The 14157-nt window shown below is 60.0% G+C and carries 11 protein-coding genes; 1 reads left to right on the top strand and 10 read right to left on the bottom strand.

The features are described 5' to 3' along the window. Window positions 1-18: 18 nt before the first annotated feature. Together BOP96_RS18030 and BOP96_RS18025 are read right to left on the bottom strand one after the other, a co-directional pair. Window positions 19-465, bottom strand: a complete 447-nt coding sequence (locus BOP96_RS18030; RefSeq protein ID WP_073453525.1) for a GNAT family N-acetyltransferase — start codon at window positions 463-465, stop codon at window positions 19-21. Then, entirely contained in the window at window positions 466-1215 is a 750-nt protein-coding gene (locus BOP96_RS18025; RefSeq protein WP_073453523.1) for a carbon-nitrogen hydrolase family protein, read from the bottom strand. It abuts the gene before it with no gap. Between the two features lie 616 nt (window positions 1216-1831). On the opposite strand from BOP96_RS18025, the gene BOP96_RS18020 reads away from it, so the two are divergent. Next, window positions 1832-2911 (top strand): 3-deoxy-7-phosphoheptulonate synthase, encoded by a 1080-nt coding sequence (locus BOP96_RS18020; protein WP_014717995.1) that lies wholly within the window; start codon window positions 1832-1834, stop codon window positions 2909-2911. A gap of 290 nt (window positions 2912-3201) precedes the next feature. On the opposite strand, the gene BOP96_RS18015 is transcribed toward BOP96_RS18020, so the two are convergent. The 8 genes from BOP96_RS18015 to BOP96_RS17980 form a co-directional block, all read right to left on the bottom strand. Continuing rightward, window positions 3202-3624, bottom strand: a complete 423-nt coding sequence (locus BOP96_RS18015; RefSeq protein WP_032903477.1) for a hypothetical protein — start codon at window positions 3622-3624, stop codon at window positions 3202-3204. Window positions 3625-3758: 134 nt separating this feature from the next. Beyond that, complete coding sequence (locus BOP96_RS18010) at window positions 3759-7331, bottom strand: transporter substrate-binding domain-containing protein (RefSeq protein WP_373420029.1); 3573 nt, start codon at window positions 7329-7331, stop codon at window positions 3759-3761. A gap of 53 nt (window positions 7332-7384) precedes the next feature. Next, window positions 7385-8011: a response regulator transcription factor gene (locus BOP96_RS18005; protein WP_014717992.1), complete on the bottom strand. Its 627-nt coding sequence runs from the start codon at window positions 8009-8011 to the stop codon at window positions 7385-7387. Between the two features lie 289 nt (window positions 8012-8300). Then, window positions 8301-9017, bottom strand: coding sequence for an MgtC/SapB family protein (locus BOP96_RS18000; protein WP_073453519.1), 717 nt, complete (start codon window positions 9015-9017; stop codon window positions 8301-8303). A gap of 167 nt (window positions 9018-9184) precedes the next feature. Further along, complete coding sequence (mgtA, locus tag BOP96_RS17995) at window positions 9185-11890, bottom strand: magnesium-translocating P-type ATPase (protein WP_073453518.1); 2706 nt, start codon at window positions 11888-11890, stop codon at window positions 9185-9187. 434 nt (window positions 11891-12324) lie between these two features. Then, a complete protein-coding gene (locus BOP96_RS17990; RefSeq protein ID WP_019821432.1) occupies window positions 12325-12924 on the bottom strand; it encodes a GNAT family N-acetyltransferase in 600 nt (199 codons plus the stop codon). Between the two features lie 11 nt (window positions 12925-12935). After that, window positions 12936-13277: an FKBP-type peptidyl-prolyl cis-trans isomerase gene (locus BOP96_RS17985; RefSeq protein WP_032903474.1), complete on the bottom strand. Its 342-nt coding sequence runs from the start codon at window positions 13275-13277 to the stop codon at window positions 12936-12938. Between the two features lie 247 nt (window positions 13278-13524). Beyond that, entirely contained in the window at window positions 13525-14145 is a 621-nt protein-coding gene (locus BOP96_RS17980; protein WP_003190361.1) for a transglycosylase SLT domain-containing protein, read from the bottom strand. Window positions 14146-14157 lie beyond the last annotated feature (12 nt).

Genomic DNA, 14157 nt, shown 5'->3' with positions numbered 1-14157 from the left:
TTGTAGGACGTGCATGTTTTAGTCCGATGTGAGTGCGCGACACTCACGCTCCATCCGCCAGAAGCCATCCTCTTCACCGACAATGCTCAACCCCAAGCGCTGATACAGCCTTCTTGCCGGGTTGGTCTTGAACACCGTCAAACGTAGAAAGCCCAGGCCTTCGACGCGTGCCTTGAGCGCCATTTGCTCCAGCACCCATGTGCCCGCGCCCTGCTTGCGCCAGCATTCCAGCACGTGCAGCTCGCGGATATACAGGGCCTTGCCATCGCGGCTCAGGCTGATAAAGCCCATGACGACGTCATCGTTGCAGATCAGCCAGTTCTCGCGGCCCGCCCAGGCCACGTCGAAGCCGTCGCTGGACCACAACAAGCCGTTCTGACGGTAGTAATGGCTCATGGCCTGCTGGGTCAGGGTGCGGGCAAACGGCAGGTCCTGCTCGATGGCCCGGCGCAAATGAAACCTCATTCAGAGGGCGACCACTTGGCCGGTCCACTGCCCGCCGTCGCGACGGGCGATCACCAACGCGTCGCCGACACCGGGGGCGGCAACAAGCAAGTTGCCATCGGCGGTCCAGATCGCACTGCGACCGGCACAAGCCCAGCCTCCAGATGGGCCACCGTGGTTAGCCATCAGTACCAACAGGCCATGCTGGGACGCATAGCCTTCAAGCAAAGCACTGTCCGCCGCGTAGCCTGCCTCGCTGATCAGTACACTTGCGGCATAGACTGTGGCGCCCGCTGCCGCCGCTTGGCGTGGATGGCTGGCCTGGGAAAAGTCCGCACACACCGCCAGCGCGATGCGCTCCTCTGCCAATTCCAGAGGCTCGCCGCCCTGCCCCGCAGCAAATGCCAGCTCTTCGCCGGGGTGCAGATGCTGCTTAGTGTAGACGCCTACTGAACCGTCCGCCTCACGCACCAGCGCGCCGATCAGCACACCTGTTTTTGGCGCCAAGCGCACCGGCATGCCCACCACGGCCGTCAACTGCAGCTCCCGCGCCAGTTCACGCAACGGCGTCAACACGGCGTCTTGCGGGTCGATGGCCAAATCGGCCGCCAGGAACGGCTCGTAGCCTGTCAGTGACAGTTCTGGAAACACCAGGCATTGCACACCCTGTTCAGCCGCGGCCCGCATCAACGCCAGGTGCCGCTGGATATTGGCAGCGATATCGCCCGGGATGGAAACGGTTTGCGCCGCAGCAAGGGTCAAGGCAGTCATGGTCGCGTCCTGGCAATCACTGGTTGAGAGTTATCAGCATATCCACACTTACCCCATAGCGGTAAGTACTGCCACGCGATAGAAATTACTGATTGAATCCACCCGCACGCCTCTAGTAAGCTCCCCCCATCATTTGGAGAGCCCCATGTTGCCACTCACCCACACTCAGGTTTGCCCTGCTGCCAGCGCCTTGCGCTCGGTGTCGGCTACCCGCGTGAATGGTTCGAGCGCACTGGCCGGCTTTTATTTTGGGTATTGGTTTAGCCACTGGCGCGCCTGATACCTGAAATCGGCGCCCACTACTCAAGGGGTCGCCTACCAGAGAAATCTAAACCCCCGGTCGGCTCCCCGACCGGGGGTTTTGTTTTTTCAGCGCCTGACAATTTGTTTTTCACGCTCACTTAAAGGAATCACCCATGAACTACGCCACCTATTACCGCTACGACACTTGCACTGCATGGCGATTTAGCCAGCTCCGTTCGGGACAGCCTGCCGCCTCCGACCGGTCACCCCGTGGTGGCAAGCCAACACACGTAGCCGATACGGCCAATTGTCGAACACCCCAGTAGGCCAAGCGTGCGGGAATCGCCCGCCGCTTGCCCAGGAAGCCTTGAATATGAACTCCTCCGTCGCCGCTTTGCCCGTCTCTGCCCTCAACAGCGCCAATGAAGCCCTGACCCAGCGTTTGCCCAGCGCTCTTGAACTCAAGCACCAACTCCCGCTCAGCCCGTTCCTCAACGAACAAGTCCACGCCCATCGCCAAGCCGTGCGCGCCATCCTCAATGGCGAAGATTCACGCTTGCTGGTGATTGTCGGCCCGTGCTCGATCCACGACCCGGAATCGGCCATGGAATACGCGCGCAATCTGAAGAAGCTTGCGCTTGAAGTCAGCGACCAGATGCTGCTGGTGATCCGTGCCTACGTCGAGAAACCGCGCACCACTGTGGGCTGGAAAGGCTTGGCCTACGATCCGCACTTGGACGGCAGCGATGACATGGCCGCCGGCCTGACCCTGTCCCGCGAACTGATGCGTGAAATGCTGCGCCTGGGCCTGCCGGTGGCCACCGAGTTGCTGCAACCCATGGCCGCCGGCTACTTCGATGACCTGCTCACTTGGGTCGCCATTGGCGCACGCACGACCGAATCGCAGATTCACCGCGAATTGGCCAGCGGGCTGGGCATGCCCGTGGGCTTCAAAAACGGCACCGACGGTGGCGTCGCCATTGCCTGCGATGCAATGCGCTCAGCCTCTCACCCGCATCGTCATTTCGGCGTCGACAGCCAGGGCCACCCGGCGATCATCCAGACGCCCGGCAACCCCGACACTCATTTGGTGCTGCGCGGCGGCCATCGTGGGCCCAACTACGATGCGCAAAGCGTGGCCGACGTAAAGCATGACCTGGCCAAGTCCAAAGTAGCGCCACGAATCATGGTCGATTGCAGCCATGCCAACAGCGGCAAGAACCCGCTGCGCCAACCGGCGGTATTCAATGACGTGCTTGAGCAGCGCTTGCAAGGTGATACCTCGCTGGTCGGCATGATGCTTGAGAGTCACCTGTTCGAAGGCTGCCAGCCGCTGAGCGCGTCGATGAAATACGGCGTTTCGGTGACCGATGGTTGCCTGGGTTGGGACGGGACCGAGCAGTTGTTACGCAGTGCCGCCGAGCGTTTGCGGGAACACGGCAAAGCCGACTGATCGGTGAAAAACATTAGATCGGCCTGGAATTTCTGTTTGGCAAACTCCTGCAGTGGGCGAGCATGGGCCGGTAGTGGCGTGTGCTCGATGCCTTCTCTTGCCTGCTTCTGCGAAGATTGAACTGGCCCGTAGATTTCGTGGCATACGGTAAACACGATGCACCCTTGAATCGCCTTCGTGCAGGAGCGAGCTTGCTCGCAAAAAAACGTCAACGATAACGCGTGCTTCCTGAATAAACGCAGCGCCTGCGAGTTTTTCGCGAGCGAGCTCCTACAAACAATGGCTGTGGACTAGGCCCGGGCCACCGGCATGCGGGACAGCTCTCGAAGCCACGGCAATACCCGCAGGCCGTTGGCAGTCTCGCAGGGGTCGACGATGTCCATGAAGTGTTCGAGGTTGACGTGGTCCGGCACACCCGGCAATCGCACTCGCACAGCCGGCGTTACGCCGCAAGGGGCGCCCAGGTCCAGATGCTCGTAGACGAGTACATGACGCACCTGGGGCAGAGGCTCATGGGCTTGGGCCATCAGCCCCGCATTGATTATCAGCACGTCGAAGGGTTCGGCAGGAATGGCAGTGAGAATCCGCACCTCTTCGAATGTTTGCACCGGCACGATCCGGTAATAACCCAACTGGTTGAGCATTTTCTCGATGTACAAGCGTTGCAGATGCTGTTCATCGGCAATCAGGATGGTCAGTGCTTTGTTCGGCATGGCAAACCCCTGGGCAGGCAGTGCTCGGCAGTGAGCGCAGCCCATTCTCCAGACATATGCCGACGACAAAATCAGGCATGTTCCCGGTTTGTGTAAGAGTTTTCCCAAATTTCCCGAATGGCGATCAACCGCAGTCAGGGCTGATTGCAATAAGCTTTCAAGCCACGATGCAAAACATCAAGCGCTTCGTTCACGCCGTCAACCGCGGGCCCCAATGCCTGACGGTCGCGCTGTTCACATGCGGCCTCCAATGCTTCACACCCACTGATCAATAGGTTTGCCTTGACCATTCGCGCGCCGCCCTTGGCACGGTGGGCCAGGTCGTGCAGCTTGGCAAAATCTGCCTGGCTTGCCAGGCGTGGCAGCAAGGCACGGTCCTCCCCCAGGCTTTTAAGCAACGGCGCCAACAATCCGACAAGCGCTGCGTGATCATCGCCGGTCAGCGCGACGAGTGTGCTCAAGTCGAATGTCGGCACAGGCTGCGGGCCCGCGTCTGCCAAACGCGAGGCCAGCGCCGACCGCAAGTCGTCAAGCCCGGTTGGCTTGAACAGGCACCCATCCATGCCCGCCTGCCGACAGCGCTCAGCTTCCTCCGGCTGGGCGTTGGCGGTGAACCCCAGCAACAGGCAGGGTTCAAGACCCTGTTCACGCTCTTGCGCGCGAATGTCCTTTGCCAGCTGATAGCCGTTCTTGAAGGGCATGTTGCAATCGGTAATGACGCCATCGAACTGCCCCGCTCGCCACTGCTCCAGCCCTTGCACACCGTCTTCGGCCGTGACGATACGGTGGCCCAGAAAGCTCAGCTGTCGAGCCAGCAGCAAGCGATTGGCCGGGTAGTCGTCCACCACCAGAATGCTCAGCGCACGGCCCTCAGGCGCCGCCTCTTGCACAGGCTCAATCGGGGCCGGCAGCGTGGCGGTCATGGCCAGGGCCAACGTCACGTCCACCCGAGTGCCATGCCCCAGCACACTACTCAAGTGCAATTGGCCGCCCATCATTTCGCACAAGCTGCGGCTGATCACCAACCCCAGCCCAGACCCGCTGCGTGCCGACTGCTGATTGTTGCTGCCCTGGATAAACACGCTGAACAGCCGCTGCTGGTCGGCGACGCTAATTCCAATGCCGGTGTCTTGCACCCATAATTGCACGGCCAAGCGATCGCCCTCTACCACCGCCCGTGCAACCAGGCTGACCTGCCCATGGGGAGTGAACTTGATGGCATTGCTCAGCAGGTTCGACACCACTTGCTTGAATCGCAGCGGGTCAACCAGCACTGCCTGGTCAATCAGCGGGTCCAATTCAACCTGCAGCGCCAACCCCTTGGCTCGGGCCAGCCCCTCGAACACCCGTGCGACCGACGCCAACAGCTCATGCAGGTTGGCGGGCTCCAGGGTCAGCGACAAGTGCCCGGACTCGATCCGCGCGATATCGAGAATATCGCCGATCAACTCCAGCATCCCCCGCGAAGCCACCGAGGCCACCTCCAGGGCGTCGCGGTCGACCCGCCCCTGTTCGGCATTTTTCAACGCCAGCTCAATCATGCCGATCACGGCATTCATGGGCGTGCGGATCTCGTGGCTCATGGTCGCCAGGAAGGTAGTCTTGGCGCGATTGGCGGCGTCGGCATCGTCCTTGGCTTCCTGTAGCTGGCCGAGCAAGCGGTGCCGCTCGCTCACGTCGACCCAACCGGCAATCATACCCACCACCTTGTCGTCGCCGTCGCGGTACGGCAGCATCCACTGGTAAATGGTCAGCACATCGCCGTTGGGCACCTTGAGTATTCGATCATGAATCTGCGGCTCGCCCCCAGCCATCAAGCGCAGATAATCCTCATGAAACGACTGGGCCTGTGGCGGGTTTTCGACGTCGGTTTCCACCACCGTCCTGCCGATCACGTCTTCAAGCTTGTAGCCAAACACGTCGAGGTAGGCGTTATTGCAGGCCATCAGCCTCCCTTGGCGATCACGCACATAAATCGGGTGCGGCGTGCCGTCAATCAATACACTCATGAACCGCATCTGATCGCTCAGCGCCCGCTCGGCCTGCAGGCGCTTGCGAATCAGGCTGCGCAGGTAAATGGCCCAGCCCAGCGTGACGGCCAACAACAGCGCCGCCAACCCAAAGCCTTGAAGAATCACGTTGCGATAGCGCAACCAGTAACTGTCCTCGATGATGACCTCGCTGCGCCACTGGCCAATCAACTCGTCCATTTCCTGCGGGGTGATACTCAGCAGTGCCTTGTCGAGGATCGAATACAACTCCAGTTGACTGCGGTTGACCCCAAAGGTCACGCGTGCAGGCTCGGTGCCGACCGTACTGGTGACACGCAAGCGGTCGCGGTAATACCGGTTGATCAGATAGCGTGCGCTGATCAATGAGTTGACCGCGCCATCGGCGTCACCATTGGCCACCAGCGCCATGGCTTGCTGGGGGGTCTCCACGTCGACAAAGATCACGCCTGGAAAATTCTGCGCTATCTCATCGTGCAGCCCATTGCCAACCACCATGGCCAGGCGTTTGCCGACCATGTCCTCCAGCGTGAGCGGGCTGTGCGGACCGTCGCGGGTAACCAGCACAAAGGGGTTGGTCAAGTAGGGCCGGGTAAAGCGCACTTTATCAGCCCGCTCCACGCTAGGCGTGACGACCGCCAGCATGTCCGCCGTGCCCGCGCTGACAATGTTGATCTGGCGCGGCAACGAACTGCCTGGCACCACATCGAACTTCAAGCCGGTACGCAAGCTGATGCGCGACAGCACTTCGGCACTCAGCCCTTCAAATTGGCCTTGATCGCCGATAAACGATAAGGGAAGGAAATCATTGAGCACCGCGACCCTGACCCGTGGATTTTTCTGCACCCAGCGTTGTTCACTGGCGCTCAAGTGCAGCCGGTCAACGCCGATTATGCCCAGGTTACCCCCGCTCCAGCGGCGTAGAATTTCCATCTGCTCGCTGGCGGGAATCGCCTCCAGCGCAGCATTGAGGATGGGCAGTAAACGCGTATTTTCCCGGGTGACGGCAAACGCAAACGGATTGACTTCCAGGCCGGAAAAATCCGCCATGCGTACATTGTTGAGGTGGTTGCGATTGATCAGGTAGTTGCTACTGATGGCATCCCCCAGGTAGACGTCGGCACGACCAAACGCCACGGCACCAATGGCTTCGAAGGTCGAGGCAAACAGTTCCAGCTGGGCCTGGGGGTAAAACGCCCGTACGGCGTCGGGCTGCATATAGTGATACAGCATCGCCACGCGCTTGCCGGCCAGGTCATCATTCAACACCTGGCTGTCACCGCTGCGGGTCACCAGGGTCGGTTGATCGTTGGCATAAGAGCGAGACAACAGCAGTTGCGGATCGGCCGCTTCATAGCCATTGGCGGAACCGAGGAAATCCACCGCTCCCTGCTTCAGGGCCTCGATCACTTCATCGCGTGTGTCGTAACGCCGAACCTCGATGGAGATATGCAGGGCCTGGCCGACCAATGCGGCAAAATCGGCCGTGATACCTTCGAGCTCGTCGTTGTTGTTAGTCAAGTCAAAAGGTACGTAATCGGGCGCCGAGACGCCCATCAGTAATGAGCGCCGCTCACGCAGCCAACGCCAGTCGGCCTCGTCCAGCGTCACTTGCGGGGTTTCGATATGAGAGTGCCCCAACAGCCGCAAAGCGTGAGGCTCTTCGAGGGCCACCGCGATCAGGGGTAACAGGCTCATCCAAAGGACCGTGGCGAACCTCATCAACGCGGTGGTGACCATTTCAGTTCGGATCAGATCAGATGGTTGCGCTGGGCAAACTTGGATAAGTGCACTACCGAGGACATTCGTAACTTCTCCTTGAGTCGAGTCTTGTAGGTACTGATGGTCTTGTGGCTCAGCAGCATTTGCTCGGCGATTTCCTTGTTACCCAGCCCCAGGGCCAGCATCTGCAACACGGTCAATTCACGATCCGACAGGCAGTCGATCATCTGCCGTTCCGTTTCTTGCAGATCGTCGCGACGCACCGAACTGGTCGGCAAACTGGGGAAGCAACTGTAGCCCGACATGATGGCTTTGATAGCCTTTTGCAGCTCATCCAGTTCACCGGTCTTGGCGACGAACCCCATGGCACCGGAACGCATGCAGCGGGTAGAAAAAAACACCGCCAGGTAGGAGGTCAGTACCAGAATCTTGCATGGCAGGCCCAACGCCTTGATGCGGCTGATAACCTCCAACCCGCCTAATTTAGGCATCGCCAGGTCGAGGATAATCAGCTCGGGACGTTGCTCCCTCGCCAACTGCATGGCATCTGCGCCATCCCCTGCCTGAAAAATCTCATCAAACCCCTCCACTTTCAGGAGATATTTGACCGTCGCCCGGATAAACGGATGGTCATCCACAATTAATGCTTTGCTCATAAAACTTCCCTATGTGGACAAAATACCCTTACACATCACACCGGACCTGGGTACCTGTGAGAACTGACAGTTCCGACGAGCGGCGCTGCCCTCTGAGGACGCTAACGAGGCGGTGTCTGGCGCCTTCAATTAACTCAGCATAACCACGGACGCCGGACCTCAACGACCCAACAGCCGCAAGTGCCCAACCTTAGCAACGCAATGATGTTTCAACTGAAGGGATAATCCGGACTACATGTAGGATTTTTCCACAAACAAGCTTAGCCAATCCTGGCCAGCCCAAAGGAGATCAATCGGTGGTACTCGGGCTCCAGAAAGCCTGTACCACCAGGGTTGATGTTGAGAGGCGCGCCACCAGTGCATCCAGCTCTTCGCCATCCACCGACGTGGCGGCCAGGATGGCCTCGATTTCCACTTCGTCGCTGCCGAACGGCCGCACATCGACATCACTGGCCGGGTAGTTGCAGCGGGCCAACTCGGCTTCTAGCAATGCCATCACCGCCTGTTGCTGACTGCGGCGCGCAATGACATAGAGGATATTGGTGACCTCTGCCGACACCACGTCCAAGGGTTGGCGGTTGATGTTATTGACGATCGGCCGCAGCAAGGTGTTGGCCGCCAGCACAAACAGCGTGCCCAGCAAAGCCTCGAGGATCAGATCGGCCCCGGCGCAGGCGCCCACCGCCGCCGAAGCCCAGAGGGTGGCGGCAGTGTTAAGCCCGCGTACATTGCCCTCCTCCCGCATGATCACACCCGCCCCCAAAAAGCCGATGCCCGACACCACGTAAGCGACCACGCGCACCGCGCCTTCCGCACCGCCCAGGCGGTTGGCCATGTCGACAAAGATCGCCGCGCCTACCGCCACTAGCACATTGGTACGTAAGCCGGCGGTGCGTTGGCGGTACTGGCGCTCGAACCCGATCAGGCCACCGAGAATAAACGCAGCGCTGAGGCTGACCACGGTGTCGACCAAGGAGTTGAGGTTGATGTTGTTGATTGCCTGCATAAAAAATCTCCATGAATGCAGCGACAAATTGAAAAACACCGCAGGTCCCTGTGGGAGCTGGCTTGCCTGCGATAGCGGTACACCGACCCATGAGCCTGGCGACTGATACACCGCCATCACGGGCAAGCCCGGCTCCCACAGGGTTTGGCGATGTTGCATGGGACCTGTTACTGCCAGCCAAACCTGCGGATGTAGTAGCCCTTCACCGCCTGTGTCAGCGCCATGTACGCCAGCAAAATCACCGGCAGGAACACGAAGTACAGCGACGGCAGCGCCTGCAATTTGAAGTAGTGCGCCAAAGGCCCCATCGGCAGGAATATCCCCACGGCCATGATCACGCCGGTCATCAGCATCAACGGCAGCGCTGCACGGCTTTGCAGGAACGGGATTTTCGGCGTGCGGATCATGTGCACGATCAGGGTCTGGGTCAGCAGCCCCACCACGAACCAGCCGGACTGGAACAGCGTCTGGTGGTCTGGAGTGTTGGCATCGAACACATACCACATGAGTGCGAACGTGGTGATGTCGAAGATCGAACTGATCGGCCCGAAGAACAACATGAAACGTCCCACTTCCCCGGGCTGCCAGCGTTGCGGCGTAGCAAGCATCTCGTCATCGACGTTGTCGAACGGAATCGCAATTTGCGAGATGTCATACAGCAGGTTTTGCACCAGCAGGTGCATCGGCAGCATCGGCAGATACGGAATGAAGGCACTGGCTACCAACACCGAAAACACGTTGCCGAAGTTGGAACTGGCGGTCATCTTGATGTACTTGAGCATGTTGGCGAAGGTGCGCCGGCCTTCCAGCACGCCCTCCTCCAGGATCATCAGGCTCTTCTCCAGCAGGATGATGTCAGCCGCTTCCTTGGCGATGTCCACCGCACTGTCCACCGAAATCCCGATATCCGCCGTGCGCAACGCCGGAGCGTCGTTGATGCCATCGCCCATAAAGCCCACCACATGTCCGTTGGCCTTGAGCAGCCGTACGATGCGTTCCTTGTGGCTGGGGGTGAGCTTGGCAAACACATTGGTGGTTTCCACCGCCAGGGCCAGTTCGGCGTCGCTCATCGCCTCGATGTCGTTACCCATCAGCAAGCCTTGTTGCGCAAGACCCACTTCGCGGCAGATCTTCGCCGTGACCAGTTCGTTGTCGCCGGTCAACACTTTCACCGCCACGCCGTGGGCCTTCAGGGCCTTGAGGGCGGGGGCGGTGCTTTCCTTGGGTGGGTCGAGAAATGCCACATAGCCGATCAGCGTCAGGTTGTTTTCATCCGCCAGGCTGTAGGTATCACGCCCTGCCGGCATCGGCTGCGCCGCTACCGCCACTACCCGCAGCCCTTCTTCGTTAAAAGCCGCCGTCACCTGGCGAATGCGCGCCAGCAATTCGTCGGTCAGCGCTTCATCGACGTCGCCATGGCGCACGCGGTTGCACACCGACAAAATTTCCTCCACCGCCCCTTTGCAGATCAACAAGTGCGGTTGATGCTGCTCGGCCACCACCACCGACATGCGGCGGCGGTTGAAGTCGAAGGGAATCTCGTCAACCTTGTTGAACGCGGTGCCGACTTTCAACTCGCGATGGATATCCACATGCTCGAGCACGGCCACATCCAACAGGTTTTTCAAGCCGGTCTGGTAGTAGCTGTTGAGGTAGGCCATTTCCAGCACGTCGTCCGACTCCTGGCCCCACACGTCCACATGGCGCGCCAGGAAAATCTTGTCCTGGGTGAGCGTGCCGGTCTTGTCGGTGCACAGCACGTCCATGGCGCCAAAGTTCTGGATCGCGTCCAGGCGCTTGACGATGACCTTTTTGCGCGACAGAAACACTGCGCCCTTGGCCAAGGTCGAGGTGACGATCATGGGCAGCATTTCCGGGGTCAGGCCAACCGCAATCGACAGCGCGAACAGCAACGCCTCGGTCCAGTCGCCCTTGGTGAAGCCGTTGATGAACAGCACCAGCGGCGCCATCACGAACATAAAGCGAATCAGCAACCAACTGACCTTGTTAACCCCCTGCTGGAACGAGGTGGTCGCACGGTTTGTCGCCGTGACGCGTTGCGCCAAGGCACCAAAATACGTGCTGTTGCCGGTGGCCAGGACCACCGCCGTGGCGGCGCCGGACACCACGTTGGTGCCCATGAACAGAATATTTTCCAGCTCCAGCGGGTTGCGCGTGTGGGCGTCCTGCTGGTGGGCAAACTTCTCCACCGGCATGGATTCACCGGTCATCGCCGCCTGGCTGACGAACAGGTCCTTGGCGCTGAGCACGCGGCAGTCCGCGGGGATCATGTCGCCGGCCGACAATACAATCAGATCGCCTGGCACCAGTTGTTTGATCGGCAGTTCAATGCGCTTGGCAGCATCGCGGCGCAGCACCGTCGCGGTGTTGCTCACCATGGCCTTCAAGGCGTCGGCGGCCTTGTTCGACTTGGCCTCCTGCCAGAAGCGCAACAGGGTCGAGAGCACCACCATGGAGAAAATCACCGTGGCGGCCTTCATGTCTTCGGTCAGCCAGGAGATCACCGCCAACAGAGTCAGCAGCAGGTTGAACGGGTTCTTGTAGCAATGCCACAGGTGCACCCACCACGGCAGCGGCTGCTCGTGCTCGACTTCATTGAGGCCGTACTGCACGCGCAGGGCGTCGGCCTCCTGAGTGTTCAGCCCCTCGGTGTGGCTGCCCAGCACGCCCAGCAATTGCACAGTGCTGCGGTTGGCAGACGCCACCAGTGTCTGCGCCAGGCTGGGCGGTACTTCGCGGCTGACACTGGCATCGGTCACGGTCTCCAGCATCGCCAGGCGGCGAAAATGCCGGGCGATATGCCGGGTCCGCAGGAAACCGGCGAAGAACTCTTTGAGCAAAGTGAGGTTCATGGTGTAACTCCTGCGCGAGGAAAAACCGTCGTGCAGGTACTGCCCGTCCACACCGCGCCCGTCACACAGGCACAGCCGAACCTGGCCCGCCCGCCGTAACAGGCAGGCGCGTCCGTAGCATCCAGGCGTTACCCAGGTGCTGGTCAGCGTCGATGAGAGGGAATCAGGCGGGTGCCAGGACTGGTCACCGCCGGGATGCCGCTTCTCGCTTTGTGAGGCGAGACAACGGCATCTGGAAAATGCGCGTTACCTTGCCAAGAGGCCGGTTACCGAAACCGGCCGACGACTGTCACTCGAACAAGTACCCACTGAGGGTCTCCGCTATTGATGAAAACGCGCGAAGCTTACGCCCCGATGTTGGCGGAGTAAACCGTAGGAAAGTGGCAGCCTGGTGAATAAGAAGATTCTTCAGGATGGGTTCAGGAACGCCTTTCTCAACCCCACGTTGGGCAATCCCGTTCGACCAGCGCCAGGTAGTTTTCAATGCTCGCGCTAGCCACAACCTTCACTTGGATAGACACCCTATTCACCTGCCGGCCCATCGTGATCCCCTCACGGGTGCGCACCTGTACATAGCCAAGCCTGGGCCAAAAACGCTCGGCTCTGGTATTGCCCACCACTACCGTCAGCCGTAGCCACTGAGCGCCCTTTGCCACCGCCCACGCCTCAAGGTCGGTGTGCAAACGCTGCGCCAGCCCGCTGCCGTGCCAGCGCGCATGCACCAGCAGTAACCCGATGTGCCACACCCCGGTGGCGAGCAAATCAGCGGCTATATTCACCACGGCGACCAAGTGGCCCTGCGCATCGCGGTAACCCAGCCAGTACAGGCGACTGCAATGCCAGCCAGCGGGCAATTGGCCGCGTAACTCTTCCCGTGCTTCGGTCGGGGTAGCCGGTTCGCCATTCACCGCGATGAAGTAATCGGGTGCCTGTTCAAAAAACTGCTGCAACTCAGCCTCATCGCAACCCAAAAGCTCAACCACCCGAATGCCTTCCAAGGAGCTGCCAGGCAACAGATGTAGATCAACGTCCATGTTCAACCTCTTCAATCCCGCGTCAGCACTTCCAGCAATTCAATCTCGAAGCGCAGGTTACTGTTGGGTTTGATATGCGCGCCCATCGAGCGCTCGCCATAGGCCAGGTGCGCGGGTACATACAACGTGCGCACGCCGCCAACCTGCATGCCCATCAAGCCCTGGTCCCACCCCTTGATCACGCGGCCAGTGCCGATCACGCACTGAAACGGTTTGCCCCGCTCCCAGGAGGAATCGAACACCGTGCCATCTTCCAGGGTGCCGGTGTATTGGGTGGTGATCAGCGCGCCCTTGACCACGGCTTTGCCGTCGCCCAGGCGGATGTCGGTGACCTGCAGTTCGTCGTTGCTCATGGGGTTCTCATTGAAGGGGCCAAAGGCTGGGGTTTTCCCAGAATCGGATGGGTTTGGCAAGTGCAGGGGAATGGCCAGCGTGATGGTAGATCGTTCGCTGGAATGCATACAGCCGCGTTAACGCAATCCAATGTGGGAGCTGGCTTGCCTGCGAAGGCGGTGTGTCAGTCAATGCATCTGTGACTGCACGACCGCTTTCGCAGGCAAGCCAGCTCCCACAATTGGATCTGCGTGCATCCAAAAGCCTTTACAACCAATGCCAGAACCGGCTCCAGAACCCACGCCCCAACTCATCCTTGCACCCGGCATATTGGCGCGCATACATCTGCGAACGCGCCTGTACCTTGCTCGCTACCGGCGGCAGCCAGGCTTTGCTGGCGTAGGTGCGCTGGCGGTAGCCGCCCCAGCCTTCGTGGTAGTTCAGGTATTGGCCATAGGCGTCGTACTTGTAAACGCCATTGATGGTGTAGGTCTTGTCCATGTACCAGCCGATGAAATCGATGGCGTCGTCGAAGTCTTCGCGATCAGCGCCGCTGCGGCCGGTGGCTTTGCGGTAGTCGTTCCATACTTCATCCTTGGCCTGGGCATAGCCGGAAGCCGTGGAGACGCGGCCCCAAGGGATGATCCACAGCAGGTATTTACGCGGGGTCTTGGCGTCGTGGCGAAAGCCCGACTCCTGATACATGATGGCAAACGGCACCTGGATCGGTACGCCCCAGCGCTTTTGTGTGACCTTGGCGGCGTCGTACCAGTCGTCTTTTTCGCGCAAGATACCGCAGAGGTCGTTGGGCGTGCGTGGCGGCGAGGTGCCGCACGCCGCCAACAGGGAAGTGAGTAATAACAGTCCGACGGCTTTGCCTGCGCTCAAGGGTCACCTTTG

It is taken from the genome of Pseudomonas sp. FSL W5-0203 (assembly GCF_001896155.1).
GTDB lineage: Bacteria > Pseudomonadota > Gammaproteobacteria > Pseudomonadales > Pseudomonadaceae > Aquipseudomonas > Aquipseudomonas paracarnis.
This window is presented reverse-complemented; position numbering and strand designations above follow the sequence as displayed.

What these genes read in the sequence shown, in the direction of transcription:
- BOP96_RS18010 (WP_373420029.1), bottom strand. Translation starts at nt 7,331, where the DNA reads ATGAGCCTGTTACCCCTGATCGCGGTGGCCCTCGAAGAGCCTCACGCT.
- mgtA (WP_073453518.1), bottom strand. Translation starts at nt 11,890, where the DNA reads ATGAACCTCACTTTGCTCAAAGAGTTCTTCGCCGGTTTCCTGCGGACC.
- BOP96_RS18020 (WP_014717995.1), top strand. Translation starts at nt 1,832, where the DNA reads ATGAACTCCTCCGTCGCCGCTTTGCCCGTCTCTGCCCTCAACAGCGCC.
- BOP96_RS17990 (WP_019821432.1), bottom strand. Translation starts at nt 12,924, where the DNA reads ATGGACGTTGATCTACATCTGTTGCCTGGCAGCTCCTTGGAAGGCATT.
- BOP96_RS18015 (WP_032903477.1), bottom strand. Translation starts at nt 3,624, where the DNA reads ATGCCGAACAAAGCACTGACCATCCTGATTGCCGATGAACAGCATCTG.
- BOP96_RS17985 (WP_032903474.1), bottom strand. Translation starts at nt 13,277, where the DNA reads ATGAGCAACGACGAACTGCAGGTCACCGACATCCGCCTGGGCGACGGC.
- BOP96_RS18025 (WP_073453523.1), bottom strand. Translation starts at nt 1,215, where the DNA reads ATGACTGCCTTGACCCTTGCTGCGGCGCAAACCGTTTCCATCCCGGGC.
- BOP96_RS18005 (WP_014717992.1), bottom strand. Translation starts at nt 8,011, where the DNA reads ATGAGCAAAGCATTAATTGTGGATGACCATCCGTTTATCCGGGCGACG.
- BOP96_RS18030 (WP_073453525.1), bottom strand. Translation starts at nt 465, where the DNA reads ATGAGGTTTCATTTGCGCCGGGCCATCGAGCAGGACCTGCCGTTTGCC.
- BOP96_RS18000 (WP_073453519.1), bottom strand. Translation starts at nt 9,017, where the DNA reads ATGCAGGCAATCAACAACATCAACCTCAACTCCTTGGTCGACACCGTG.